Consider the following 26,022-nt stretch of genomic DNA (forward strand, 5'->3'; position numbering starts at 1 on the left):
TAAAACTTGTATCTTTTGCGACAATATCGTGACGGGTGATTGACAGCAGGACCAATTCACACCGTACTGACCACACATTACCAAGGGGACTAATCATGGGACTTTTCGGACCACTTAAGCCGCTCGTCAGGGCGGAAGAGGATGGCAAGGCGCTCGCCAAGACGCTGAGTTGGCCGCACCTTATGGCGCTGGGGATCGGCGGCATCATCGGCACAGGGATTTATTCGCTGACTGGGACGGGCGCGGGTCTGGCCGGGCCAGGCGTACTCGTTTCCTTCGCCCTCTGTGGCCTCGTCTGCGCCTGCGCGGCGTTGTGCTACACCGAAATGTCCACCCTGATCCCAACGGCGGGTTCGGCCTATACCTACACCTATTCGGCCATCGGGGAAGTTGCAGGCTGGATTGTCGGCTGGGCGCTGATCCTCGAATATTCTCTGGCCTGCTCGACCGTTGCGGTAAGCTGGTCGGCACATCTTTTTGGCTGGCTGCACGATGGGCTGGGTCTTCAGTTACCCGATATACTGATGCATGCGCCCCATGCCGGAGGATTGGTGAACCTGCCTGCGGTTCTGGTGTCGCTTGGCGTGATGGGGCTGTTGCTCATTGGAGCGCGCGAAAGTGCCACACTCAACATCTTGTTGGTTATCATCAAGATCGTTGCGCTGGGGGCTTTCGTCTTTCTGACTCTGCCGCACGTACAGGCAGGTAATTACGATCCGTTTGCGCCTTATGGTTTTCTGGCTCAGGAAATGGAGGGCAAGAAATACGGAATTATGGCCGCGACGGCCATTGTCTTCTTTGCCTTCTTCGGTTTCGACGCTGTATCCACTTCGGCGGAAGAAGCCAAGAATCCCGGTCGCGACCTGACTATCGGTATTTTGGGTTCGATGGCTGTTTCGACGCTTATCTACATGCTGGTGGCGGGTTCGGCTATCGGCGCGGTCGACTTCCATAAGTTCGCCTTTTCGGGTGAGGCCTTGCCACATGTGCTGCGAGAAGTTGGTTATCCCCTGATGGCCACGCTGGTCGGTTTAGCGGCGATCGTTGCCCTGCCGTCGGTCATTCTGGTCATGATGTATGGCCAAAGCCGTATCTTCTTCGTCATGGCCCGCGATGGTCTGCTGCCGAAAGTCGTGTCCAAGGTAAACAAGAAAGGCTCACCCGCCTTGATTACGTTGGTTACCGGCGTTTTCGTGGCCGTTTTTGCGGGTTTCGTACCGCTTGATGAAATCGCGGCCCTGTCGAACGCCGGAACCCTGATCGCGTTCATAGCGGTAGCTTTGTCGATGATCATCCTGCGCCGTCGCTTCCCCGACCTGCCACGCACCTTCAAGGTGCCTGCTTACATTCTGGTGGGTGTCGCGACGATTTTAGGGTGCGGCTTCATCTTCTACAGCCTGCCGGTTAAAAGCCAGGTCTTCACCTTTATCTGGATGGCCATCGGTCTGGTGGTCTATTTCTCCTATGGTCGCTGGAACAGCCGCCTGAAAAAGGAAGGGGCGTAACGCCCCGAACCTGCAAAACAAAAGGGCCCTCCGGCCCTTTTTCATGGTCTTTGCCGTGTGGTTCAGCCCTGATCGGCGAACTGTGCCCTGAGGTCGTAGAGGGTCGAGGCGATGTGATCGTGCATCATGGCCGAAGCCTGCTGCGCCTTGCCGGCGGCCCATACCTCGTACATCTCGGTATGTTCCTTGTGGGCGCGGTCGTCGCGACCGGCGGGCTCCAGGTGCTTGCCGACATAGCGTTCGGAAATGATGTGCAGGCGCTCGATGATCTGGATGGTCACCTGACGGTTCAGGGGCCGCACCAGGGCCATGTGGAAGGCGCGATTGAGCTTGCCGACCTCACCTTTGTCCGAGTGGGCGGCGGCGTCCAGCGCCAGCAAGGCGTCTTTGGCGACGCGGCGATCGGCATCGGTGGCGACCAGAGAGGCCTGCGCCACGGCATCGGGCTCGATCTTGAGACGCAGGGCGTAGATTTCCTCGACCTCGTCGGAGTTCAGCGGACGGACGAAATAGCCGCGGTTCTTGAGGTTGAGCAGCAGCCCGTCCTGCTCCAGTCGCGCCAGCGCCTCGCGCAGAGGTATCTTGCTGACGCCCAGTTCGGCGGCCAGCGCATCCTGACGGATGGATTCATTGATAGGGATCTTGCCGGAAATAATCTGGTCACGGACCAGCGTAAATATCTGTTCGGAGAGGGTTTGAACAATAATGGCCATGAAGCCGAAACCTTAGGGGAGGAAAGGTGAGTTTATACCCACGTTCGTTTATATAAAGTATACCACACTACCCGCTATTCCCTGAGTCTGGCAAGTCTATGTTGTCTCTCCCGATACAAAATCACTCATAGGTCGAATAAGGTCAGAGAACCTGAAAACCTTCCCAGAACTGATCTTCGCGATCGATCCAGATCGTATTGAAACCGGTCGAGATGGCCGAGCCTTCGATGGATGGAATAATGGCCGCCTGACCGTTCAGATCGACCTCTTTGGTCACCACACCGGTAAAGCGCGAACAGATATAGCTCTGATGGACGAAGGGCTCGCCCACCGCGAGGCGGCCCGTGGCGTGCAGGTGCGCCAGTCGCGCCGAGGTGCCGGTGCCGCAGGGCGACCGGTCGATGGCGCGTTCACCGTAAAAGACGGCGTTACGGCCATGCGCGGGGTTGGCTTCCCCTTCGGCGTTTTTGGGTACGTCGGCCCACAGAACGTGGCTGACGCCGCGAATGGTGGGATCGAGCGGGTGCACGGGTACATAAGCTTCCTGCACCAGTGATCTGATTTTGCGCGACAATTCGACAATGCGTGCCGCACCGAGCGCGTCGAGCCCGGTATAGGGGCCGTCTGCGGTCGGCTCGATAATGGCGTAGTAATTGCCGCCGTAGGACACGTCGAGCGTCAGGTGCCCAAAGTCCGGCACGTCGATCTCGATGCCCGTTTTTGCCAGATAGGCGGGGACATTGGTGATCTTCACCGCCGTGACCTTCGCGCCGTTTGTCTGGTAGTCGATATTAATCACACCCGCCGGCACTTCCAGTTTCAGCTTGCCGGGCGTGCGCGGGATGATCAGTCCGTTTTCCAGCGCGAAGGTGACCATACCGATGGTGCCGTGGCCGCACATGGGCAGGCAGCCGGAGGTCTCGATAAACAGAATCCCGGCATCGGTATCGGGCTGTGTCGGCGGATAGAGAAAGCCCCCCGACATCATGTCGTGGCCGCGCGGCTCATAGCACAGGCCGGTCCTGATCCAGTCGAAGCGGTTGAGGAAATCCTGCCGTCGCTCGGACATGTTCGATCCGGCCAGCAGTGGCGCACCGCCCGCAACGAGTCTGACGGGGTTGCCCGCTGTGTGACCGTCGATGCAGAAAAAGGTATGACGCATAAGACACTCACAGATAAAGAGAAGCGGCAAAGCCGCAAATACTTTGCCGTGCAGGATCAGGAAAGTGAAAAGTAAGGGGGTATGGGGGCGTTACGCCCCCATTACCTTTAGGCAGCCTTGTTGATGCTAAGGCTGGGGCGCGAGGCGGCGGCCTCTTCGACCATTTTCGTCACCTGAGCCCGGCGTTCGCCGGTCAGCGGCAGGCGCGGCATACGGACGCGTTCGGAACCACGGCCCATGATCTGTTCGGCCAGCTTGATCGACTGAACGAGGTCGTGCTCGGCGTCGAGGTGCAGCAGCGGCAGGAACCAGCGATAGATTTCCAGCGCCGTCTTCAGATCGCCGGCTTTCAGCGCCTTGACCAGCATGACGGATTCGTGCGGGAAGGCCGAGGTCAGGCCCGACACCCAGCCCTGGGCGCCGAGCAGCAGGCCTTCATAGGCGACATCGTCGAGACCGGCGAAGATCGAGTAGCGGTCGCCGAAGGCATTATAGACGTCGGTAAAGCGGCGGGTGTCGGCGGCGGACTCCTTGACGGCGACGATGTTTTTCACCGGGCGCAGAGCTTCGAGGGCATCGTTACCGATATTGACGCGGTAGGCGGTCGGGTTGTTGTAGAGCATGATCGGCAGCGACGTGGCGTCGGCGACCTGCGTGAAGTGCGCAACCAGCTCTTCGGTTTTCGGCACATAAACCATGGCGGGCAACAGCATCAGACCCGTGGCACCGATTTTTTCAGCGTCCTGCGCGAAGGCGATGGCGCGCGGGGTGGTCAGTTCCGACGTACCGACGACGACCGGTACGCGACCGGCGACGACTTCGACGATGGCGGTCAGCAGCTTGCGCTTTTCATCGGCTTCGAGGGAGTTATTTTCGCCGCAGGTGCCCAGCGCGATAATGCCGGTAACACCGTCCTTGATCAGATCGTCCACGACCCGTTGCGAGTCGGCGTAATCGATGGAAAGGTCGGGTTTGAATTGCGTGGTAACGGCCGGAAACACACCTTGCCAGTCGATTTTCATATCAAAGCTCCTAAAGCGCCGCCCGGAAACTGTGCAATGGTTTTCGGGAACATATACGTCAAAACAAAAACTTATAAGCGAGTGCGGTGTGAATCAGACCGGAATACGCTCTAAGGCTTGCACGAGAATATATACCGTATACTATATGCGATAGTGCAATGCAAGAAGGTTACGTGTGCTAAAATGAGGACTATCGTCATCGGGGGCGGCATTGTCGGTCTGTCCATTGCGCTCAGGCTGCAAGGCCGCGGTTATCAGGTCCGGCTGATCGACCGTGACGCGGTGCGCACGACGGCCTCCTATGGCAATGCGGGCCATATCGCGATCGAGCAGGTCGAGCCTCTGGCCTCTATGGATATGGTGCGGTCGGCACCGCGTCGCTGGTTCATGCGCGGCGGGGCTCTCTCCCTGCCGCCGGGGGGAATCGGTGCGTGGCTGCCCTTTTCGCTGCGGTTATTGCGGGCAGCGCGGCAGGCGCGCTTCGAACGGGGCAAGGCCGCCCTGTCAGGGCTGATCGCCGGAGCCATGCCCGCCTGGGCAAGACTGGTTGCCGATATCGCCCGGCCGGACCTGTTGCGTCAGGATGGACATTATATAGTATGGGAGAGCGGGGCCAGCGCTGCTGACGGCCTGAAAAGCTGGCGGACGGCGGATACCGGCACGGCGCACTGGCGAGAAGTGACGCCTGAGGAACGGGCGGCTCTGTCGTCCCTGACGACGGTCCCGATCCACGGCGCCATCCGCTTTGAAAATACGGGGCAGGTCACCGATACGGCGAGACTGCTGCGCGAGATGGAGGCGACCTTCGTCGCGCGCGGCGGTGAGGTGCTGACGACCGAGGTCACAGGTCTGGTGCGAACGGACGGTCAGGCTGCGGTCAGGCTGGAAGCCGGCGAAGTCCTGGAGGCTGATCACATTGTCGTCGCGGCGGGGGTGTGGTCGAAGGCACTGCTGGAGCCGCTGGGGCACAAGGTGCCGATCGTGGCCGAACGCGGCTACCATATCCAGAGTCGCGATCACGGCTGGCCGGAAGGACACCCGCCCGTGGTGTTTGAGGACCGCTCGATGATCGTTACCGGTTTTGACAGTGGTCTGCGTGCCGCCAGCTTTGTCGAATTGAATCGAATCGACGCTCCTGCCGATCCGCGCAAATGGCAGGCCCTGCGCCGTCACGCACTGGAGCTGAACCTGCCTCTGCGCGGCGAACTGGTCGAATGGGTGGGTATTCGTCCGACCCTGCCGGACTATCTGCCCGCTATCGGGCGCAGCGACCGCGCCGACAACCTCTACTACGCTATCGGTCATCAGCATCTGGGCTTGACGTTGGGGGCAACGACCGGCGAAATCGTCGCCGATATGCTGGCGTCCGGGGTGGGCCCCGATGTCTTCGACCTCAAAAGATTTGGATAAAGCATTATGTCGATTGGTGATTCCGATGTCGAAGCCGAACTGGGCGCGCTGCGTCCGCTGGTGGCCGCGCCCGCCATTGCGGTTGCCGAATATGAAGCGCGACTAAACAAGGCGCGGCGTCTGACGCGCGATATGGGGGCTCAGGCGCTGCTGATCGGGGCGGGGGCGTCCTTGCGCTACTTTGCCGGCCTGCCGTGGGGGGCATCGGAGCGGCTGATCGCGCTTTTGTTGCCGGTAGATGGCGCACCGGTTTTCATCTGCCCGTTCTTCGAGCGCGGCTCGGTCGAGGCCGATCTGAAACTGCCGTTCGATCTGCGTCTGTGGCAGGAGGACGAGAGCCCGCACGCCCTGATCAAACAGGCGATGGCCGATCGAGGTTTGTCGAAAATCGCTGTCGATCCGGCCATGAGTTTCGAGATGGTTAGTCGTCTGGGACTCGAAACCGGGCTGGAGATTGTCGAGGCGTCTTCGGTGATCAATGGCTGCCGGATGTATAAGTCGGCGGCCGAAATCGCCCTGATGCAACAGGCGAAGTCAATGACCGAAACTGTGCATAAGGCGACCGCCCGCATCCTGCGCGAGGGCATCACCACGACCGAGGTCATCAACTTCATCGAGGCGGCGCACCGAAAACTGGGCGCGGCGGGCAATTCGTTTGTCATCGTGCAGTTCGGCCACGCCACCGCCTATCCGCACGGCCTGCCGGGTGTGCAGACCCTGAAAGCGAACGACCTCGTCCTGATCGATACGGGCTGTTACGTGCAGGGTTACACCTCCGACATCACCCGTACCTATGTTTTCGGTCAGGCGACGCCGGAGCAGCGGCGCATCTGGGACATCGAAAAAGAGGCGCAGGCCGCAGCTTTTGCGCGTGTCGAGGTCGGCATTCCGTGCGAGGCCGTGGACTATGCGGCGCGCGCCGTGCTGGAAAAGTATGGGCTGGGGCCAGACTATGCGCTGCCCGGCACGCCGCACCGGACGGGGCACGGCATCGGGCTGAATATCCACGAACCGGCCTATCTGGTGCGCGGCGACACAACGCCGCTAGCGCCGGGCATGTGCTTTTCCAACGAGCCGATGATCGTCGTGCCGGAACGCTTCGGCATCCGGCTGGAGGACCACATGTATGTCACCGAAGGGGGCGCCAAATGGTTCACCGAACCGCAGGCGGCGATCGATAAGCTTTAAGAATAGCAGTCGTTCTTGAGATCGGCGGGGGCGCTGTTGAGCCGTGCGCTGTGGCCATAGAAGGCGTCGCCGGCGATGCGATGTGTGCGGCCGTAAACCTCGGTCAGTACGGCATAAAGCTGAGGGTCGTGGGCCTTGAGGTCCGTGTCGTTGACGACGACCAGCCCGTCCAGCTTATAGGCCATGTTCGAATTGAACCAGAACTGCGTCCCTTCGGCCCAGTATTCATCGACATTAAGCGCCATATAGGCGGCGCGCCACAAACCATTGGCCTTGGCGTTGATAAAGGCGGCTTCGATGCGCTTCATCAGGGCCGGATCGACCTGACGGATCGCCCCCAGAATATTGTGCGAAAATTCGTGCACCAGAATGTTTTCACCGTAATAGCGCGTGCCCGGCACGGCCATCAGGTTTTCCGCCGCGCCGGTCGTATAGAGCCCGCCCATGCCGCGCGCCCGGGCGTCCCAGTACTGACGATCCGTCATCCGCCCTATGGTTGTCGCATAATCGCGGACGTCGCATTTCGACAGACGCGGGTCGTCGATGGTTGGCTTTTTCCAGTGGCGTTGTTCGGGCATGTCGGTCGTGGTTTCCGACTGCGCCATGACGCCGACGCGGGCCCCGGCCTTGACAAGGGCCTGGCGCAGGTCCGGACGGTGCGCCAGCAGGGTGACGACGATGTCGCGGGCCGCCCACATCGCCGTGTCCGGCACCTTATCCGAGCCGATGACGGGAATGCCGCCCGCATTGAGGTATTTGCGATAAAAGGGATCGAGCTTGAGCGCGGTCGGTGGCTGGCCGATATTCGCTGCCACCGCAGGCGTCGCCACCAAAGCGGCAGCCAGCAAAATCCCTTTTAAGTTCATCCCTCAATCCTGTCCGGCATAGGGGCTGGTGCCGCCGCGCGCGATGAAGCGGTCGACTGCCGCATCAAGAACGGGCAGGGGCACCGAGCCCAGTTCCAGCACCGTATCATGGAAGGCGCGGATGTCGAACTTTTCACCCAGCGCGGCCTCGGCCCTGGCGCGGGCCTTCCAGATCGCCATTTCGCCCAGATAGTAGCTGAGCGCCTGACCCGGCCACGCGATATAACGGTCGGTTTCGGTGGTGATTTCGTGCTCCGACAGGGCGGTGTTGTCGCGCATGAAGGCCATGGCTTGATCGCGCGTCCAGCCCTTGGCGTGGATGCCGGTATCGACCACCAGACGGGCGGCGCGCCACATCTGATAGCTCAGCATACCGAACCGCTCATAGGGCGTCTGATAGATGCCCATTTCGTCGCCGAGACGTTCGGCATACAGCGCCCAGCCTTCGCCGTAGGCCGAGATGTAGGTGTGCTGACGGAAGGGCGGCAGGCCTTTATTTTCCATAGCCAGCGGCATCTGGAAGGCGTGGCCAGGGGCCGACTCGTGCAGGGTCAGAGCCGGGATGGAATAGAGCGGGCGCGCGGGCAGGTTATAGGTATTGACCCAGTAGCCGCCCGGCCCGCCGCGACCGCCCGTATAGAAGGGGGCCAGTTCCGGCGCCACCGGATAGATGCCGAAGCGCGAGCGCGGCATGCGGCCGAAATACTCCGCCGCCTTGCCGTCGAACAACTTGGCCGTCCAGGCGGCGCGGTCGAGCAGGTCCTGCGGCTTGGTGACGTAGAACTGAGGGTCGGTGCGCAGGAAGTGCAGGAAGGCCTTGAGGTCGCCGTCGAATTTCACTTCCTTCATGACGGCGAACATCTCGGCCCGGATCTTGGCCACTTCGTCGAGGCCCATCTGGTGGATTGCTTCCGGAGTCAGGTCCAGCGTCGTATATTCGCGGCTCTGGGCCTTATAGAAAGCCTTGCCGTCGGGCAGATCATAGGCGGCGATCGAGGTGGCCGCCTTCGGCGCATATTCCTTGGTGATGAAGGTCAGGACGGACTGGTGCGCCGGGATGACGCTCTTGCCGATGGCATCAAGCGCCAGCGCCTTCAGTTCGGCCTGTTTCGCGGCCGGGATGCTCGACGGCATCGACTTGAACGGCAGGAAGAACATATTGTCCTCGCCCCTGGCGTCGATGACCGTGGTCAGGGACACGTCACGTCCGACCAGCGACACCTTGGGCACTGTAAAGCCGCGCTTCAGCCCCGCGCGCATATTGTCCATATTCTGCGCGAAATAGCGCGGCATGTCGTTGAGCGACTTCAGATAGTTGCGATAATCGGCCTCCGTGCGGTAGCTGCCGCGCGCCATATAGCCGAGGTCGCTCCAGAACGAGGTGTCGCCCGCCAGAGGCCGTTCATAGGTTTTGAACACCTGGCCATTGACCAGGGTCTCGATCTGGAAGCGATAGACCTGATAGTTGACGAGGGCTTCGGGCGATAAGGCCTTGGTATCGACGCCATCGAGTTGCTTCAGCACGGTCTGCCAGTAAGCGAGCTTCTTGTCCTGCGCGGCCTTCGACACGTCGGGCAGGCCGCCACCACGCTGATCGGCGGGCGCGTCTTCGTCCGAGGCCATCTGTTTGCCGCGCCATTCCCATTCGGTCTTGTAGATGGTTTCAAACTTCGCGTCGGTCGCAGGATCGGCGTGAGCGGACATGGCGGCTCCGGATAGGCAGAGGATAAGAGCGGTGGTGCGGAGCAGGGCTTTCATCGGACGCGAACCTCAGGGCTAAAGCGTTATTTTCGGGGGTTGTGCGATAATTGTATACAGTATAATGATTTAGGTGCAACCTTCGGATTCACAAAAACGAGGCCGCCCGATGACCCGCATCGCCCTTTCCACCGACCGTCGCACGCTGCTGCGCGGTGCCGCCGCTACGACACTCCTGACGGCGCTGATCGGCCCCAATCTGGCCGCGGCCGCCGTGACCCTGCCGATCGTGGCCGAGGCCGTGCCGCTGAAGGACGTGCGCCTGCTGCCGTCGCCTTATCTGTCAGCGGTCGAAGCGAATACGAAATATCTGATGTTCCTGTCGCCGGACCGTCTTCTGCACAACTACCATAAGTTCGCAGGCCTGCCGGTCAAGGGCGAGATCTATGGCGGTTGGGAATCCGACACCATCGCCGGTGAGGCACTAGGCCATTACCTAAGCGCCCTGTCGCTGATGTACGCCCAGACGGGCAATCCCGAATGCGTGACGCGCATCAATTATATCATTGCCGAACTCGAAAAGGTGCAGGCCGCGCACGGCGACGGCTATGCTGCGGGCTTCATGCGCAAGCGCAAGGATGCGAGCATCGTCGATGGCAAGGAGATTTTCCCGGAGATCATGGCCGGCGATATCCGCTCGGCGGGCTTCGACCTCAATGGCTGCTGGGTGCCGTTCTATAACTGGCATAAGCTGTTTGCGGGCCTGATGGATGCCCAGACCTATGCCGGGATCGACCGTGGCATTCCGGTCGCCGTCGCGCTGGGCGGCTATATCGAAAAGGTCTTCGCCGCACTCGATGACGCGCAGGTGCAGAAGGTGCTCGATTGCGAACACGGCGGCATCAACGAATCCTTTGCCGAACTCTATACCCGTACCAAGGACCCGCGCTGGCTGGCCCTCTCCGAACGGCTCTATCACAAGCGGATGCTTGACCCGCTGGCGGCCAAAGAGGACAAGCTGGCCAATAACCACGCCAATACGCAGGTGCCGAAACTGATCGGTCTGGCCCGGCTTTATGAGATCACCAGGAAGTCGCAGTACCAGACCGCCTCGGGCTTTTTCTGGGAGCGCGTCGTCAATCACCACAGCTTCGTCATCGGCGGCAATGCCGACCGCGAATATTTCTTCGAGCCGGATACGGTGTCGGCGCACCTGACCGAGCAGACCTGCGAAAGCTGCAACACCTACAATATGATGAAGCTGACGCGGCATCTGTATAGCTGGTCGCCGGACGCGTCGTGGTTCGACTATTACGAGCGCGCGCACCTCAACCACATGCTGGCGCATCAGAACCCGGCGACGGGGATGTTCACCTATATGATGCCGCTGATGTCGGGCACCGCGCGCGAGTTTTCGGAGCCGGAAAATTCCTTCTGGTGCTGTGTTCTTTCGGGGATCGAGACCCATTCCAAGCACGGGGATTCGATCTACTGGCAACAGGATAAGACGCTCTTCGTTAACCTGTTCATCCCGTCGAAGGTCGAGTGGACCGCGCAGAAGGCCGCCTTCGAGCTGACCACCAAATACCCCTACGAAGGGGCGGTGGCGCTGAAACTCAGCAAGCTGTCAGGCGCGAAGACCTTCACCGTCGCCGTGCGCATCCCGGCCTGGGCCAAGGGCCACACGCTCATGGTCAACGGCAAACCCGCTCTGGCCAAAACGGACAAGGGCTATGCCCTGATCACACGCAAGTGGACAGCGGGCGACGTGGTGACGCTGGACCTGCCGCTGGAACTGCGGTTCGAAACCACGGCGGGCAACGACACCGTCGTCGCCCTGTTGCGCGGTCCGATGGTACTGGCCGCCGATCTGGGGGCGGCTGACAAGCCTTGGGAAGGCGATGCTCCGGCGCTGGTGGGCTCGGACCTGCTGGGCAGCTTCACGCCGGTCTCGCTGACCGAAGCCGTCTATCAGTCGAAGGGCATCGGCCGTCCCGGCGATATGACCTTCCGGCCGTTCTACAGCCAATACGAACGCCGCACGGCAGTCTATTTCAACCGCTATAATGACGCCGAATGGGCCGAGGCACAGGTTGCCTATCGCGCCGAACAGGCCCGCCTCAAGGATTTGGCCAACCGTTCGGTCGACGTCATGCACCTCGGCGAAATGCAGCCCGAACGCGACCATAATCTGACCACGGGCGGCAATTCCTATCCGGTCGTCTATCGCGGTCGTAACGGACGCGATGCGCGCACCGGCGGCTTCTTCGCCTTCGACCTCAAGGTTAGCAAGGACAACAAGGATGCCAAAAACGACCCTGGCCCGCTGGTGCTTCAGGCGACCTACTGGGGCTCGGAGTTCAACCGCAGTTTCACCATCGAAATCGACGGCACCGTCATTGCGCATGAACGCCTGTCGGGCCGCCAGCCGGGGGCGTGGGTCGATGTCGCCTACCCGATCCCGCACGACCTGACGCGCGGTAAGACCAAGGTCAATGTCAGGTTCAACCCGCAGGAAGGCAAGACCGCAGGGCCCGTCTTCGGTGTCCGTTTGTTTACCACTGCCCCTGCTACGAAAACCACCTGAGTACTGATGATGAAACCCCTTAGCCTGATCAGTTTTCTGCCCGTACTGGCGGCCTGTGCGACGACGGCGCAAACCGTTGCGGATACGAAAAGCTATACACCCAATCCGGCGCTGGAGGCCCACGCCGTCAAGGCCGCGTCCAATCCGATCCTGTCGGACGGGGCGGACTATACGACCGACCCGGCACCGCTGGTGGCGGGCGGCAAGTTCTACGTCCTGACCGGGCGTGACAAGGCCGAACCCGGCGTCAACGACTTCATCATGCCCGAATGGCAGATGCTTGAGGCTTCGGGCGATCCGATGCGCGGCGACTGGACGCACTATCCGCACTTCCTCAAGCCCGACGACGTGTTCAAATGGGCGACGCCGGGCCGGGCCTATGCCGCCCAGATCGTACAGGGACCGAACGGCAAGTTCTATCTCTATGCCCCGGTGATGCAGGCCGGTTCGACCAACAAGGACGGCTTTGCCATCGGCGTGGCCGTGTCCGACAGTCCGACCGGGCCGTGGGTCGATGCCCACCCAGAGGGGCCGGTCGTGTCGCAGTCCTACCCGGTCGCCAACAATATCCAGAATATCGACCCGACCGTCCTGATCGATGACGACAAGCGCGTCTATCTCTACTGGGGCACGTTCGGGCGGCTGAAAGGCGTCGAGCTTGAGGCCGATATGGTCACTTTCAAGGGCGCACCGGTCGATGTGACCAGCCTGACCGGTTTCTTTGAGGCCCCGTGGATTTTCAAGCGCAAGGACACCTATTACATGGCCTATGCGGGCAACCGCGCCGGGCCGGAGTCGGACTGTACCGAGGCCGTCTACTATGCCTGCATTGCCTATGGTACGGCCAAATCGCCGCTGGGGCCGTGGACCTATCGCGGCGTGATGCTCGATCCGGTGTCGTCGACGACCTCGCATCCGGGGATCGTCGAATATAAGGGCAAATGGTACATCGCTTATCACACTGCCGACGCGAATAACGGCGGTCATTTCCGTCGTTCGGTTGCCGTCGATGAAGTGCTGTGGGACGACAGCGTCTCGCCGCCGCGCCCGAAAAAGGTCGTGCCGACCGGCGGTGCGCCGTTCGACCCCGCGCCTGTGGCCAATATCGCCTCGCATGCCCGCGTCACAGCTTCGAATGCCCCGGTGCCGGTGCAATACTGGCTGCGCGCGCTCAACGACGGCAAGGTGCATCCCGCGCCGCTGCCACCCGACATGTGGGGCACCTGGTCGCCGAACAATCCGAAGCAACAATGGATCGTCTATCAGTGGGATCAGCCGGTGACGCTCAACGGGTCGAGCCTGTATTTCTGGGGCGATCAGCCCGCCGGATCGGGCATCGGCGTCGCACCGCCGAAAGACTGGCGCGTCGAATACTGGGACGGCAAGGGCTGGAAAGCGGTCAGCGCCACGACGCCTTATAGCAGCCAGCTCGATGCCTATAACCGCGTCGAGTTTACCCCCGTCACCACGCGCTGCCTGCGGGCGGTCTTCGACGCCTCGACCGACGGCAAGACCTTTGCTGCCGTTGCCGCGCAGGAATGGCAGGCTTTTTCGACGACACCGAAAGCACCACTGCCGCAGTCTGTAAAAGGGGCCGCGAAGGCGAACTGTGCAAACTAATACACTCTGAGGCGGTTTCCTCCCCCCTTTTCAAAACCGCTTCATTGGAAGAATGCCCGCGTCTCTCCGGTCGCGGGCATTTTTCATATCAGTGCGAGTATATCGTCATACAGCGCCTTGGGGATACTGACCGTACCGGACGCCAGACTGCGGGCACGGGCCTCGTAGCGCCGTTGCGACGGCAGGCGCGCGCCCTGACCCAGTATGGCGTCGAACAAAGCTTCGGCGCGTTGCGTATGGTGGGCGACCTGTCCGCCCATGAAGATGTTCGGATCAATGGCGATCAGCAGTTCTCCGTGATAGGGCGTGGCCCCGGCACCGGCATCATAGGCCTGAGACTCCAGACTGAGGAAATCGCCGATCAGCGGTCCGGCCATCAGTTCGATCATCGCCGACAGGGCCGAGCCTTTATGTCCGCCGAAGGTCAGCATGGCCCCTTTCATGGCCGCTTCGGCGTCGGTCGTGGGGTGTCCGTCCGCATCGACGGCCCAGCCTTCGGGGATCGCCTTGCCCGCCCGGCGGTGCAGTTCGATCTCGCCGCGCGCCGCTGCACTGGTGGCGAAGTCGAAGACGAACGGGGGGGCGTCGGCGTGTGGCCACGCAAAGGCCAGCGGATTCGTGCCGAAGACGCCCTTGGTGCCGCCGTACGGTGCGACCCAAGCGTGGCTGGGGGTCATGGCAAGGGCTACCAACCCCTCGGCGGCAATCGCCTCGACCTCGGGCCACAGGGCAGAGAAATGGTAGCAGTGATTGATGGCCAGCGCCGCGATCCCCTGACGGCGGGTCTTTTCGACCAGTATCGGCAGGCCGCGCTCGAAGGCCAGCAGCGAATAGGCCCCCTTCGCATCGGCGCGAACAAGTCCGGGCGCGGCATCGGTAATGTCGGGCAGGGCGTCGGTCGACACCTTTCCCGACCGCGCCGTGTGGGTACAGACGATCAGCCGGTACAGGCCGTGCGATTGACATTCATCGCGCTGACCCTGCCAGATCGTCCGGGCGATGGCGCGGGCATGATCTGGCGAAAAGCCGTTTGCCTCCAGCACGCGCTCGCTCAGCGACAGGGCATCGTCGAGCGTCAGAATCTGTTCCGTCATGGCATATCCTTTTACCGTTCCACTTGAATTGGTATATTATATACTTTAACGTCGGCGCAAATGGAAACGGGAGTGAGCCTATGACCGCAAACACCTTTGACCTGAACCGGAGAGCCTGTCTGGGTGGTTTGATCGGTGCGGCAATAGCCTCTGCCGTCAGGGCGCAGGATGCCATGCCGACGCTGATCCTTGTCAGCCAGACCGCCAATCTGCGGCAACTGGCGGATCAGCAGGGCTATGACGGGCGCACCCCGACCGCTTTCGATTTCGTGGTGCCCGATAAGGTCGTCATCATGGGCGCGCCGGGCGGCAAGCCGGGCATCGACACTGGTCTGTGGCCAGAAGGCGTGAAAATACGGCTGATCATTCGCGGCCATGTCTACGGTGGTGGCGGTAATGGCGGCGACGGCGGCGATATTCCCGGGCCAACGGAGGGCGGGCGCGGGGGTGACGCCATCGCCCTGCACACGCCGATCACGCTGGTCATCCTGCCGTCGGCCACCGTCAAGGGCGGCGGCGGTGGGGGCGCCGGTGGTCCGGGCGGCGGCAATGGCGGTAGCGGCGGCGGTGGCGGGTTCCCCAATGGTAATCGCGGGGCCGCCGGGACCGGTGTCGCGTCCGAAGGCAGTTCCTTTTCGGACTATGGCCGCCCCGGCACGCCGGGCGGTGGTGGCGCAGCAGGGGCGCGGGGCAATGCTGGTGGCGCGGGTGGTAATGCCGGACTGCCGGGCGGCAACGGCGGGCGTCCGGGCGGGCCAGCGGGTAAGGCCGTCAACACGAACGGCAATCATCTGAGGATAAATAATCAGGGGCAGGTCTTTGGCGATGTATCGTAAGACTTGGCTTTTAGGTTTATCTCATTGAGGGGATAAGGGCCGGGGTAACAAAAACGGTTTTTTGCCCGTTTATGGCAGAACTCAGGGCCAGAGCGCTGGGCTTATCGATAGTAGGGCATCATCCTCGCTCACGTCGCCGTGACGCGCGGCGCGCACTTAACTATCTGAATGGAAAAAGGGAATGGTGGACCCGACAGGGATTGAACCTGTGACCCTTCGCGTGTGAAGCGAATGCTCTCCCGCTGAGCTACGAGTCCGTTACCACGTTGCGAGGACGGCGGTATTAGCCGCTCAATCCGCGCCTGACAAGGGGTTTTATTTCGCTAGCCCGGCAATCGCTGTGGGCAGTTCGTCGAAATGATGGATCAGGGCGGCAGGTGACATCTCTTCCATCGGCGTGTCGCAATAGCCGAAACTGACCAGCACGCAGGGCACGCCGGCGTTTTGCGCCGTCAGGTAATCGGTCTCGGAATCGCCGATCAGGATGGTCTTTGCCATCGTCAGGCCGACATCGTCGACGCAGGCCTGCAAATGGCCGGGATGGGGCTTCTTGTCCGGCACGCTGTCGGCGCCGCGCACCGAGCCGAAGCGGTCGATCAGGCCGAGTTTGGTCAGCAACAACACCGACAGGTCGGTCGGCTTATTGGTGCACACGGTGAGCGTCGCCCCGGCGGCGGTGAGGGCGTCGAGCGTGTCCTCCAGCCGCTCGAAGGCCGTGCTTTCGCGGTCGATGCGATCGCGATAGATGTCGAGAAAGCGCGCCACCATCGGGTCTTCGGCGGCGGCATCGAGCGGAACATTGGCAGCAGCGAAGCCGCGCTGGATCAGCGACCGTGCGCCGCGTCCGACCAGTTTGCGCGCATCCGAATAGGCAAATTTCGGCACCTTGTAATCGGCCAGGATTTCGTTCAGCGTGCCGATAATGTCCGGCGCGGTTTCGACCAGCGTCCCGTCGAGATCGAAGGCGAGGCAGTATCCGGTCAGGTCGGGGAGGATGGTCATTTGAAAAAGCCGCTCGCAATTCGTTTTTGCATTCTAATCCCGTTTGCTTTAGCCAGTTTGTTTTTGATTGTCGCGCATTTGATCCGAAAACCGCTTCACACTTTTCGGAATGCGCTCTAAACCGAACCCAACGGCAACGGGTGAATCGACGATCATGAGCCAAAACACGAAACGCGCGGCGGTCATTCTGGCGGCAGGGCAGGGCACGCGGATGAAATCGCCTGTGCCGAAGGTTCTGCACACGGTTGCCGGGCGGACGATGCTCGACCTCGCCATCGACGCCGCCGAAGGTCTGGGCTGCGACCGCATCGTCGTCGTGGTCGGCGCCCATTCGCCGCAGGTCGGCGAGACGGCGCGTGCCAGACTCGGCGCCGAAAACGTCGTCATTCAGGACCCGCCTCTGGGCACCGGTCACGCGGTTCTGGCCGCCAAGGACGCGTTGGCCGGTTTCGACGGTCAGGTCGTGGTGTCCTATGCCGACTGCCCGCTGATCGACACGAGCGTACTGAAAACCGTCTTCGATCTGGCCGATACCGCCGATCTGGCTGTGTTGGGCTTCACCGCTGCCGACCCGGGCGCCTATGGCCGTCTGATCATCGAGGGCGACAATGACCTGAGCGCCATTGTCGAGGCCAAGGAAGCCAGCCTTGAGCAACTGGCCATCACGGCCTGTAATTCCGGCGTTCTGGCGGCGGATCGTGCGACGCTGTTCTCGCTGCTGGGTGAGGTGACCAACGCCAATGCCAAGGGCGAATATTACCTGACCGACGTGGTCGGGCTGGCCAAGGGCTGCGGCCTGAAGCCGAAAACCTGTTTCGTCGCCGAAGATGACGTCATCGGGGTCAATTCGCAGGCCGAACGCGCCGTGGCCGAAGCCATCTGGCAGACGCGCCGCCGCAATGTTTTGATGCGAGACGGCGTGACCATGACGGCCCCCGACACCGTCTTCCTGTCATGGGATACGCAGATCGCCGCCGGCGTCATCGTCGAGCCGAACGTCGTTTTTGCTCAGGGGGTCAGTGTCGATAGCGGTGCGGTGATCCGGGCCTTTTCGCATCTCGAAGGTGCGAAGGTCGGGTCCGGCGCGCTGATCGGTCCCTATGCCCGCCTGCGTCCGGGGGCGCAGATCGGTCGTGACGCCCATATTGGCAATTTCGTCGAGGTCAAGAACGCCAAAATCGGTGACGGGGCCAAGGCCAATCACCTCAGCTATCTGGGGGATGGCGAGGTCGGCGCAAAGGCCAATATCGGCGCGGGCACCATCTTCTGTAACTATGATGGGTTCTTCAAGCACAGGACCGTCGTCGGTGAGGGAGCCTTCATCGGTTCGAACAGCTCTCTGGTCGCGCCGGTCAATATCGGGGCGGGTGCCATCACCGGGTCGGGTTCGGTCATCGCGCAGGACGTGCCCGCCGATGCTCTGGCCTTCGAGCGCGCGCGTCAGACCGAAAAACCAGGCTGGGCCAAGGCCTTCCGCGACCGCAAACGGGCTGAAAAAGCCGCTCTCAAAAAAGGATAGAGCCGTTGAGCGCCGATACGCAAAAACAGATTTCCGGCCTTGCGGCCATCGACCACATCCGGGACGGCATGAAGGTCGGGCTGGGCACCGGCTCCACGGCGGCCTGGTTCGTCAAGGCCATTGCCGATGAGGTCAAGGCGGGTATGAAGCTGACGCTCGTCTCGACCTCGAACCAGACGACGCATCTGGCCCATTCGCTGGGGCTGGAGATCAGGGACATCAACGATGTCGGCAAGCTCGATCTTTGCGTCGACGGCGCGGACGAGATCGGCGAAGGGCTGGCCCTGATCAAGGGCGGCGGCGGGGCGCTTTTGCGTGAAAAGCTGATCTGGGAAATGGCCGACCGCTGCATCGTCATTGCCGACGCCGCCAAGCACGTCGCTACGCTGGGGCAGTTCGCCCTGCCGATCGAGGTTGAGCCCTTTGCTTACAAAGGCACGATCAACCGCATCACCGATGTGCTGTCCGAGTTCGATATCGCCAAAATGCCGATCCTGCGCAAAAAAAGCGGCGAGGCCTTTGTAACCGACGGCGGCAATCTTATCTTCGACGTGGCCTGCGGGGCGATCCACGATCCGTCGGGCCTGGCCAGCGCACTGAAAGCCACGACCGGCGTGGTCGATCATGGCCTGTTCCTCGATCTGGCCGACATCGCGCTTATCGGCACCGATGAGGGTGTCAAAGTTTTTTATCCCTAAGGATTTAAGATGTCCGACTACGATTATGACCTGTTTGTCCTCGGCGCGGGCTCCGGCGGGGTGCGCGCGGCGCGTCTTTCGGCGCAACTCGGCCTCAGGGTCGCCGTGGCCGAAGAGGACAAGGCCGGCGGCACCTGCGTCCTGCGCGGCTGCGTCCCGAAAAAGTTCATGGTCTATGCTTCGGAAGTGCCCGAACAGATCGCCTATGCGCGCGGTTTCGGCTGGGAAGCGCAGTCGGGCAAGTTCGACTGGGTGAAATTCCGCAACGCCAATAATACAGAGGTCAACCGACTGTCGGACATCTATGCTTCCAACCTCGTCAAGGTCGGGGCGGACCTGATCAATGCCCGCGCCAAGCTGACCGGCGAACATACGGTGCACCTGACGCCGTCGAACGGCGATGCGCCCTATGAGGTGACGGCGAAGACGATCCTGATCGCCGTCGGCGGCCACCCCTTCGTGCCCGACGATGTCGAGGGCAAGGAACTGGCCATCACCTCGAACGAGATGTTCCATCTGGACAAGCTGCCGAAATCGATGGCCATCGTTGGCGGCGGCTATATCGCGGTGGAATTTGCTGGCGTGCTCAACGGCTGGGGCGTCGAAACCCATCTCCTCTATCGCGGCGACCAGATCCTGCGCGCCTTCGATCAGGAGGTGCGCGAGCACCTGACTCAGGAAATGGGCAAGAAGGGCATCCGCATCATGACCCATGCCGAGCCCAAGTCGCTGGAACGGGTGGCCGATGGCATCAAGGTGACCCTGACCGACGACACCGAACTGACGGTCGAAACCGTCCTCTACGCCACGGGCCGCCGTCCGCATACGCGCAATCTGGGGCTGGAAGAGATCGGCGTCGGTCTGGATCGCGACGGTGCGGTGGTCGTCGATAAGTTCTCCAAGACCGCGCTAGACCATATCTATGCCGTCGGCGACGTGACCAACCGCTGCAACCTGACGCCGGTCGCCATCCGCGAAGGCGTGGCCTTTGTCGAGACGGCGTTCAAGAACAACCCTCAGGCCTATGACCACAGCCAGATCGCGACGGCGGTCTTCTCGCAGCCTCAGATCGGCACGGTCGGCCTGACCGAGCAGGACGCGGTGGCGCAGGGGATTCGCGTCGATATCTATACGGCGCGGTTCAAGACGATGAAGACGGCGTTTGTCGGCGGCGACAACCGCACCCTAATGAAGCTGATCGTCGATCACAAGACCGATGTGGTGCTAGGCGTGCACATGGTCGGGCCGGATTCCGCCGAGATCATCCAGATGGCCGGGATCGCGGTCAAGGCGGGCCTGACCAAGGCCCAGTGGGACGCCACCTGCGCGGTGCATCCGACCGCGGCCGAGGAATTTGTGACGCTGAGGGAAAAACGCACGGCTTAATCCTTTCCCCACCCCGTCGAAGGATGTAAGGGAGTCGATAAGCGTTTGAGTGGCGAGGGACTATGGCGGTAGCGAAGATGTCGGCGGTGGGGTTCAAAATGCCGTCCTATACGCAAGGCGTGATGTTCATCACGCTCGCCTTCTTCGTCCTGTTTACCTATTTCGGTTCGCTGGGGTACGCCCTGACGGCAACGTTCGGCGGTCTTCTGCTGTTGAGCTATTGGCGCTACGCCAAGGCGTTTGGCTGGGTCGGACTGGCGCTGGTGGTCCTGTTGGCGTGGCTCGTTTGCCGCTCGACGCTGCTTTACGATATCCAGAGCGGGGCCGATTTCGGCCAGTACCAGACTTGGGAAGATCAGGCCTGGCTCAAGATGATCCTCCAGCCGGTGTGGTACGGTGCCCTGATCCTCGGTGCGCTGAAAATGAAGGACGAAGACGCCTTCAAGCTGACCGGGGGACTATTCTACGCCTTTATCGGTCTGTGCGGGCTGATCATCGTCGACGCCTTGAGCGGGGCATCTATCTATCAGGCCATATCGGCCACCATCTATAAGCCGATCCGCCCTGACCTCGCTATGGTTAAGCTATCGATAGCGACCTATGCCTTCGTGCTGCTATACTGGCCGGTCATGCTGGTGGGTGAGTTCAAGTCGCGCAGCATCCAGATCGTGGCGCTAGGGGCCTGTGTGGTGACGCCGATCATTACCGGAGCGAATGCACCGGTGCTGGCCATGGTCGTCTCTTATATCTTCTTTCTGCTGGCACGTTATGTGCCCTATATCGGTAAGATCAGCATCTATTACTGGGCGGCCTTTGTCGTTGCGGTCAAGATTCTGTATTTCCCCGTTATCATGCATTTCATCAAAGTCATGAAATGGGACGATAATATGCATCAGTTCTTGCCGCCATCGTGGGATGCGCGGGTCGATATCTGGATGTTTACCGCCGAAAAAATCATGACCAAGCCATTCCTTGGCTGGGGTTTTGATTCAAGTCGACATTTCGGTAAGGCGATTCCGCTCCATCCCCACAACATGTCGATGCAGGTGGCTCTTGAACTGGGCTATGTCGGGCTATTTATCCTCGCCGCCTTTTGGGTGCTTCTGATTCTGCGGGTGGGGCAGGGTGGCCCTGTGCAGGGCAATGATCCGAGAGCGCTCAGGGACATTGGTGACAGCGACGGCATCGATACACGGCCCTATATCCTGGCCACCGTCGCGGCGTTTTTCACTCTGGCGCAACTGAGCTTTGGCATCTGGCAGGAATGGTGGCTGGCCCTGGCGGCCATCGTCGCCGCCGTGCTGGCCATGACGCAAAAAGCGCTGAAATTCGCCGGAAAATAGGCCGCCCGGGAGGCGAAAATGGCTTGGAGTACAGTATAAATGCAGGTTGAAGTTTCAAATTAAACTATAAAATACTGACTTTTAAGTCATTTTTTCTGAGGCTGATCGTTTTTACGTCCATGTGGATATTGAGTTTGCCGAGACGGCAGCTTAAATAGGCCGCATGAACAAGTCCTGGTCCCCCCATAGCTGGCGCGCGCGCCCCGCGCTCCACATCCCTGACGATTACCCCGATGCGGCGGCGTTACGTGCCGCGGAGGCCGAAATCGCCACCCTGCCGCCGCTGGTGTTCGCCGGTGAAGCCCGCCGCCTGACGTCCGCTCTGGGTAAGGTCGCCAATGGCGAAGCCTTCCTGCTGCAAGGCGGCGACTGCGCTGAAAGCTTCAAGGAATTTTCCGCCGACAATATCCGCGACACCTTCCGCCTGATCCTTCAGATGGCCGTCGTCCTGACCTTTGCCGGTGGCAAGCCGGTGGTCAAGGTCGGTCGCATCGCCGGTCAGTTCGGTAAGCCGCGCTCGTCGCCCGTTGAAACCATCGACGGCGTGACCCTGCCCAGCTATCGCGGCGACAATATTAACGGCATGGAATTCACGCCCGAAGCGCGCTTGCCCGATCCGTCGCGCCTCGTGAAGGCCTATAACCAGTCGTCGGCGACGCTGAACCTGCTGCGCGCCTTCGCCAACGGCGGCTATGCGGACCTCTACAACATCCACAAGTGGACGCTCGGTTTTGTGTCGGGTTCGCCGCAGGGTGAGCGTTACAAGGTGCTGGCCGAAAAGATCAGCGAGACCCTGAGCTTCATGTCGGCCATCGGCATCACGTCGGACAAGGCGCAGGAAATCCGTCAGGTGGACTTCTTCACCTCGCACGAGGCCCTGCTGCTTAACTACGAACAGGCCCTGACCCGCGTCGATTCGACGTCGGGCGACTGGTACGACACCTCGGCGCACATGCTGTGGATCGGCGAGCGCACGCGTCAACTCGACGGTGCGCACGTCCACTTCATGCAGGGCATCAAGAACCCGATCGGTGTCAAGTGTGGCCCGACGCTGGAGCCCGACGACCTGAAGCGCCTGATCGACGCCCTCAACCCCGAAGGCATCGCTGGCCGCCTGACCCTGATCGGTCGTTTCGGTTCGGACAAGGTGGGCGAGCGCCTGCCCAAGCTGATGAAGGCGACGCGTGAACACGGCGTGCCGGTGGTGTGGTCGATCGACCCGATGCACGGCAATGTCATCAAGGCCGCCAACGGCTACAAGACGCGTCCGTTCGACCGTATCCTGTCGGAAGTGCGTTCGTTCATCGACGTGGCCGGGGCCGAAGGCGTCCATCCGGGCGGTCTGCATCTGGAAATGACCGGCCAGAACGTCACCGAGTGCATCGGCGGCGCCCATGCCCTCAGCGAGGACGAACTGAGCCACCGCTACCATACGCACTGCGACCCGCGCATGAACGCGGATCAGGCGCTGGAACTGTCCTTCCTCGTGGCCGAACGGCTGCACGCGATGAAGGATGCCGCGGTCAAGGCGGCGTAATCCAGATTTGAACTGAATGGAAAGGGTCGCTTCGGCGGCCCTTTTTGTTTGTGATCACGTCGTTGAAGATGTAACCGAACTCGGCTACAGGTCGCGGCATGACCAAAGCCGCGTACACCTCCGCCTTCAAAGAACTGTTCCACCTGTCGTGGCCGGTGGTCGGATCGCGTCTAGGTTTCATGCTGATGGGGCTGATGGATACGCTGGTCGTCGGCCACTACAGCGCGGCGGAGCTGGGCTATCATTCGCTCGCCTGGGCCCCGACCTCGATCTTTCTGGTCACCTCCATCGGTCTGTTGGTCGGCATTCAGGTCAAGACCGCGCATTTCATGGGGGCAGGGGAACCGCACCGCATCGGCGCGGCCTTCCGGCGGGGGATGCTCTATGCTCTGATACTCGGCTTCGGCTCGATGGTTCTGCTGTGGCTGGCCGGGCCGACGATCCTGCACGCGGCGGTGAAACCCGAACTGGCAGCCGGTGCGTCCGCGCCGTTGCTCGTCTTCGCCTTGTCCATGCCGTTCTATATGGTTTCGGTTGCGGTGTCGGAATTCCTAGAAGGCCTGGGACGGACGCGCCCCGGCATGGTATTCACCTGGGCGGGCAATGTCGTCAATGCCGCCCTGCTGTTCCTGCTGGTGCCGGGGATCATCACCATCCCCGGCCTCGATAGCGATGGCGCGATGGGGGCGGCGCTCTCGACCATGGTGGCGCGCGGACTGGTCATGGTGGCCCTGCTGGTCTATCTGCTGACCCTGCCGGGCGTGGCGGAATACAAGCTCCTGTCGCGTCATGCCCCCGATCCGCAAGGCGCGCGCGAGCAACGTCAGATCGGCTATGCCGCCGGAGCCTCCTATTTTATCGAAGTCGCCGCCTTTGCCGGTATGACCTTCTATGCCGGGCGCATTTCCGAAGCGGCGGTGGCCGTGTGGGCCATCGTGCTCAACTTCGCCTCGGTCGTGTTCATGGTCCCGATGGGCTTGGCCATCGGCTGTTCGGTGCTGGTCGGTCGGGCCTTCGGTGCGCAGGATCCGCAAGGGATCGCGCGCATGGGTCGCGTTAGCTTCGCGTCTGCGGCGGCTTTTATGTTTTGCGTTTGCGCGGTGGTTCTGTTGGGGTCGCAGTGGATTTCGGCAGGCTATACGTCTGACGATGCCCTGCGCCCCGGCGTGCAGGCGGCGTTGCTGCTGGCGTGCCTGTTCTTCGTGCCGGATGGCATTCAGGTCGTGGCGGCTCAGGCCCTGCGCGCCCGTCAGGACGTCGTGGTCGCGCCGGTCCTGCACTATATCGCCTATGGGTTTATCATGCTGCCCGCCGGTTACTGGCTGGCCTTGCATCTGAAACTCGGCGTGCCGGGTTTGCTCTATGCCGCGGCGATTGCCAGCTGGTTGTCGGCGTCGCTTCTGCTGGGGCGCTTCCTGTGGCTGGACAAGAAAGCCCTGCGTGATACACTTTGAGTAGTCTTAGCCATGCCGGGAGGTCAGACGTGGCGAGGCGATAAGCCGGGCTTCTGCGAAGAAGAGATGCGTTTCTCCCGCGCTCCCGGTACCATTATCCGGCGGCTCGCGGGCCCCACAATATAACCGCCGCACCGATCAGGCACAGCAGGAGGCCCGCGCCGTCCCAGATATCCGGTGCGCGTTTTTCCACGGCCCACAGCCAGCCGATCGAGGCCGCGATATAGATCGCGCCATATGAGGCATAGGTCCGCCCCGCCGTGTCTGAGTCGGTGAGCGTCAGCAGCCACGCAAAGGCTACCAGACACACCATGCCGGGGATCAGCCACAGCGGCGTCTTGTGCAGCCTCAGCACCGCATAGAGCGAGAAACAGCCGCCGATTTCGCACAGGGCGGCGAAGGTGTAGATCAGGAACGTTTTCATCGGCAGACTGTGGCAAGACTAAAGTCGCAGGGCAAGCAGCTTGAACAAAGGCAAACGGTTGTCCATGTTGTCAGGATGAAACGCTTCGCTTTTTTGACTGCGCTGATGGCGCTCATCGTAGCTCCGGCTCAGGCCGAACCGCCCAAGAACATGGATATCTACCTCCTGATGGGGCAATCCAACATGTCAGGGCGTGGTGATCTGAGCGCTTTACCGGACGCAGCCCGTGGCCCGTTCGTCAATATCTGGCTCTACGGCAATGACGGTGTGTGGAAACCCGCCGCCGACCCGCTCGATTCCTCGACGGGTCAGATCGACGCCGTGTCCAACGAACTGAGCAGCAAGGGCGAGGACAAGGCCGGTGTCGGGCCGGGGTTGTCGTTTGCCAAAGCGCTGAACACCCGCCGCCCGGTCGGTCTGGTGACCTGCGCCAAGGGTGGCTCGTCCCTGGCGCAATGGAAGCCGAACCCGGCGCGTGATAAGCTTTATGGCTCCTGTCTGGCGCGCGCCAAAGAGGCCGCTGGAAAGGGCACGATTGTCGGTGTCCTATGGTATCAGGGCGAAACCGATGGCCGCAGCGTCGAGGCCGCCAACACCTATGGCGAACGTCTGACGAACCTGATCACGCAGGTTCGTGCCGATCTTGAGGATGCCTGTCTGCCGTGGGTTATCGTGGGATTGGCTGATCAGCCGGACCCCACGAAATCCAGCGGTTATACCGCGTGGCCCGAGGTGCAGGCGCAGCAAAAAGCGTTGAAACTCAATCGTGTCGGCTATGTTACGGCGGCAGATTTGCCCAAAAATAGTGACGATCTGCATCTGACGACCGGCGCTCAGCTTGTCCTTGGCCCAAAACTGGCTCGGGAAATGCAGCGCGTGCAGCAAACGAAGTGCCGGTAACTATGCCTCCCTGCACTTCAGTGCGGGGAGGGGGACCATTTGCGGAGCAAATGGTGGT

General features: G+C 61.4%; 21 protein-coding genes and 1 tRNA gene. 13 read left to right on the forward strand and 9 right to left on the reverse strand.

Going from position 1 to position 26,022, the window contains the following annotated elements:
- Positions 1-95: 95 nt before the first annotated feature.
- The gene (locus PQU92_RS09150) at positions 96-1,505 is read left to right on the forward strand and encodes an APC family permease (RefSeq protein ID WP_272747911.1); all 1,410 of its coding nucleotides are present in this window, start codon (positions 96-98) and stop codon (positions 1,503-1,505) included.
- A gap of 62 nt (positions 1,506-1,567) precedes the next feature.
- Here PQU92_RS09150 and PQU92_RS09155 read toward each other — a convergent pair whose 3' ends face one another.
- The 3 genes from PQU92_RS09155 to PQU92_RS09165 all read right to left on the reverse strand — a co-directional run bounded on the left by PQU92_RS09155 (position 1,568) and on the right by PQU92_RS09165 (position 4,402).
- Positions 1,568-2,218: a GntR family transcriptional regulator gene (locus tag PQU92_RS09155; protein ID WP_272747912.1), complete on the reverse strand. Its 651-nt coding sequence runs from the start codon at positions 2,216-2,218 to the stop codon at positions 1,568-1,570.
- Between the two features lie 142 nt (positions 2,219-2,360).
- A complete protein-coding gene (locus PQU92_RS09160) occupies positions 2,361-3,380 on the reverse strand; it encodes a 4-hydroxyproline epimerase (protein ID WP_272747913.1) in 1,020 nt (339 codons plus the stop codon).
- Positions 3,381-3,487: 107 nt separating this feature from the next.
- Positions 3,488-4,402 (reverse strand): dihydrodipicolinate synthase family protein, encoded by a 915-nt coding sequence (locus tag PQU92_RS09165; RefSeq protein WP_272747914.1) that lies wholly within the window; start codon positions 4,400-4,402, stop codon positions 3,488-3,490.
- Positions 4,403-4,585: 183 nt separating this feature from the next.
- On the opposite strand from PQU92_RS09165, the gene PQU92_RS09170 reads away from it, so the two are divergent.
- Both PQU92_RS09170 and PQU92_RS09175 read left to right on the forward strand, forming a co-directional pair.
- Positions 4,586-5,812, forward strand: a complete 1,227-nt coding sequence (locus tag PQU92_RS09170) for an NAD(P)/FAD-dependent oxidoreductase (protein ID WP_272747915.1) — start codon at positions 4,586-4,588, stop codon at positions 5,810-5,812.
- 6 nt (positions 5,813-5,818) lie between these two features.
- Positions 5,819-7,000 (forward strand): M24 family metallopeptidase, encoded by a 1,182-nt coding sequence (locus PQU92_RS09175; protein ID WP_272747916.1) that lies wholly within the window; start codon positions 5,819-5,821, stop codon positions 6,998-7,000.
- Here PQU92_RS09175 and PQU92_RS09180 read toward each other — a convergent pair.
- Together PQU92_RS09180 and PQU92_RS09185 are read right to left on the reverse strand one after the other, a co-directional pair.
- Positions 6,997-7,866: a glycoside hydrolase gene (locus PQU92_RS09180; RefSeq protein ID WP_272747917.1), complete on the reverse strand. Its 870-nt coding sequence runs from the start codon at positions 7,864-7,866 to the stop codon at positions 6,997-6,999. The genes PQU92_RS09175 and PQU92_RS09180 overlap by 4 nt on opposite strands.
- Before the next feature lie 3 nt (positions 7,867-7,869).
- Positions 7,870-9,624, reverse strand: a complete 1,755-nt coding sequence (locus PQU92_RS09185; protein ID WP_272747918.1) for a DUF885 domain-containing protein — start codon at positions 9,622-9,624, stop codon at positions 7,870-7,872.
- Between the two features lie 109 nt (positions 9,625-9,733).
- Here PQU92_RS09185 and PQU92_RS09190 point away from each other — a divergent pair, with 109 nt between their 5' ends.
- Both PQU92_RS09190 and PQU92_RS09195 read left to right on the forward strand, forming a co-directional pair.
- Positions 9,734-12,151: a glycoside hydrolase family 127 protein gene (locus PQU92_RS09190; RefSeq protein ID WP_272747919.1), complete on the forward strand. Its 2,418-nt coding sequence runs from the start codon at positions 9,734-9,736 to the stop codon at positions 12,149-12,151.
- A gap of 6 nt (positions 12,152-12,157) precedes the next feature.
- Positions 12,158-13,771: a family 43 glycosylhydrolase gene (locus PQU92_RS09195; RefSeq protein WP_272747920.1), complete on the forward strand. Its 1,614-nt coding sequence runs from the start codon at positions 12,158-12,160 to the stop codon at positions 13,769-13,771.
- An 83-nt stretch (positions 13,772-13,854) separates the two neighbouring features.
- Here PQU92_RS09195 and PQU92_RS09200 read toward each other — a convergent pair whose 3' ends face one another.
- Entirely contained in the window at positions 13,855-14,865 is a 1,011-nt protein-coding gene (locus PQU92_RS09200; protein ID WP_272747921.1) for an Ldh family oxidoreductase, read from the reverse strand.
- 80 nt (positions 14,866-14,945) lie between these two features.
- On the opposite strand from PQU92_RS09200, the gene PQU92_RS09205 reads away from it, so the two are divergent.
- Positions 14,946-15,701: a hypothetical protein gene (locus tag PQU92_RS09205; protein WP_272747922.1), complete on the forward strand. Its 756-nt coding sequence runs from the start codon at positions 14,946-14,948 to the stop codon at positions 15,699-15,701.
- A 182-nt stretch (positions 15,702-15,883) separates the two neighbouring features.
- Here PQU92_RS09205 and PQU92_RS09210 read toward each other — a convergent pair.
- Both PQU92_RS09210 and PQU92_RS09215 read right to left on the reverse strand, forming a co-directional pair.
- A tRNA-Val gene (locus tag PQU92_RS09210) sits at positions 15,884-15,958 on the reverse strand.
- Positions 15,959-16,016: 58 nt separating this feature from the next.
- Entirely contained in the window at positions 16,017-16,703 is a 687-nt protein-coding gene (locus tag PQU92_RS09215; protein WP_272747923.1) for an HAD-IA family hydrolase, read from the reverse strand.
- Positions 16,704-16,857: 154 nt separating this feature from the next.
- Here PQU92_RS09215 and glmU point away from each other — a divergent pair, with 154 nt between their 5' ends.
- The 6 genes from glmU (at position 16,858) to PQU92_RS09245 (ending at position 24,640) form a co-directional block, all read left to right on the forward strand.
- Positions 16,858-18,222: a bifunctional UDP-N-acetylglucosamine diphosphorylase/glucosamine-1-phosphate N-acetyltransferase GlmU gene (gene glmU, locus PQU92_RS09220; RefSeq protein ID WP_272747924.1), complete on the forward strand. Its 1,365-nt coding sequence runs from the start codon at positions 16,858-16,860 to the stop codon at positions 18,220-18,222.
- A gap of 5 nt (positions 18,223-18,227) precedes the next feature.
- Positions 18,228-18,920 carry a ribose-5-phosphate isomerase RpiA gene (rpiA, locus tag PQU92_RS09225; RefSeq protein WP_272747925.1) on the forward strand — a complete coding sequence of 231 codons (693 nt, stop codon included), beginning with the start codon at positions 18,228-18,230 and terminating at the stop codon, positions 18,918-18,920.
- Between the two features lie 9 nt (positions 18,921-18,929).
- Positions 18,930-20,306, forward strand: coding sequence for a glutathione-disulfide reductase (gene gor, locus PQU92_RS09230; RefSeq protein WP_272747926.1), 1,377 nt, complete (start codon positions 18,930-18,932; stop codon positions 20,304-20,306).
- A 62-nt stretch (positions 20,307-20,368) separates the two neighbouring features.
- Positions 20,369-21,649, forward strand: coding sequence for an O-antigen ligase family protein (locus tag PQU92_RS09235; protein ID WP_272747927.1), 1,281 nt, complete (start codon positions 20,369-20,371; stop codon positions 21,647-21,649).
- 163 nt (positions 21,650-21,812) lie between these two features.
- A complete protein-coding gene (locus PQU92_RS09240; RefSeq protein ID WP_272747928.1) occupies positions 21,813-23,186 on the forward strand; it encodes a class II 3-deoxy-7-phosphoheptulonate synthase in 1,374 nt (457 codons plus the stop codon).
- Between the two features lie 98 nt (positions 23,187-23,284).
- Complete coding sequence (locus PQU92_RS09245; protein WP_272747929.1) at positions 23,285-24,640, forward strand: MATE family efflux transporter; 1,356 nt, start codon at positions 23,285-23,287, stop codon at positions 24,638-24,640.
- A gap of 94 nt (positions 24,641-24,734) precedes the next feature.
- On the opposite strand, the gene PQU92_RS09250 is transcribed toward PQU92_RS09245, so the two are convergent.
- Positions 24,735-25,064, reverse strand: coding sequence for a YnfA family protein (locus PQU92_RS09250; protein WP_272747930.1), 330 nt, complete (start codon positions 25,062-25,064; stop codon positions 24,735-24,737).
- 75 nt (positions 25,065-25,139) lie between these two features.
- On the opposite strand from PQU92_RS09250, the gene PQU92_RS09255 reads away from it, so the two are divergent.
- A complete protein-coding gene (locus PQU92_RS09255; protein WP_272747931.1) occupies positions 25,140-25,964 on the forward strand; it encodes a sialate O-acetylesterase in 825 nt (274 codons plus the stop codon).
- The last annotated feature ends 58 nt before the right edge of the window (positions 25,965-26,022 follow it).

The sequence above is a fragment of the Asticcacaulis aquaticus genome (assembly GCF_028550415.1).
In the GTDB taxonomy this organism is placed as follows: Bacteria; Pseudomonadota; Alphaproteobacteria; order Caulobacterales; family Caulobacteraceae; genus Asticcacaulis; species Asticcacaulis aquaticus.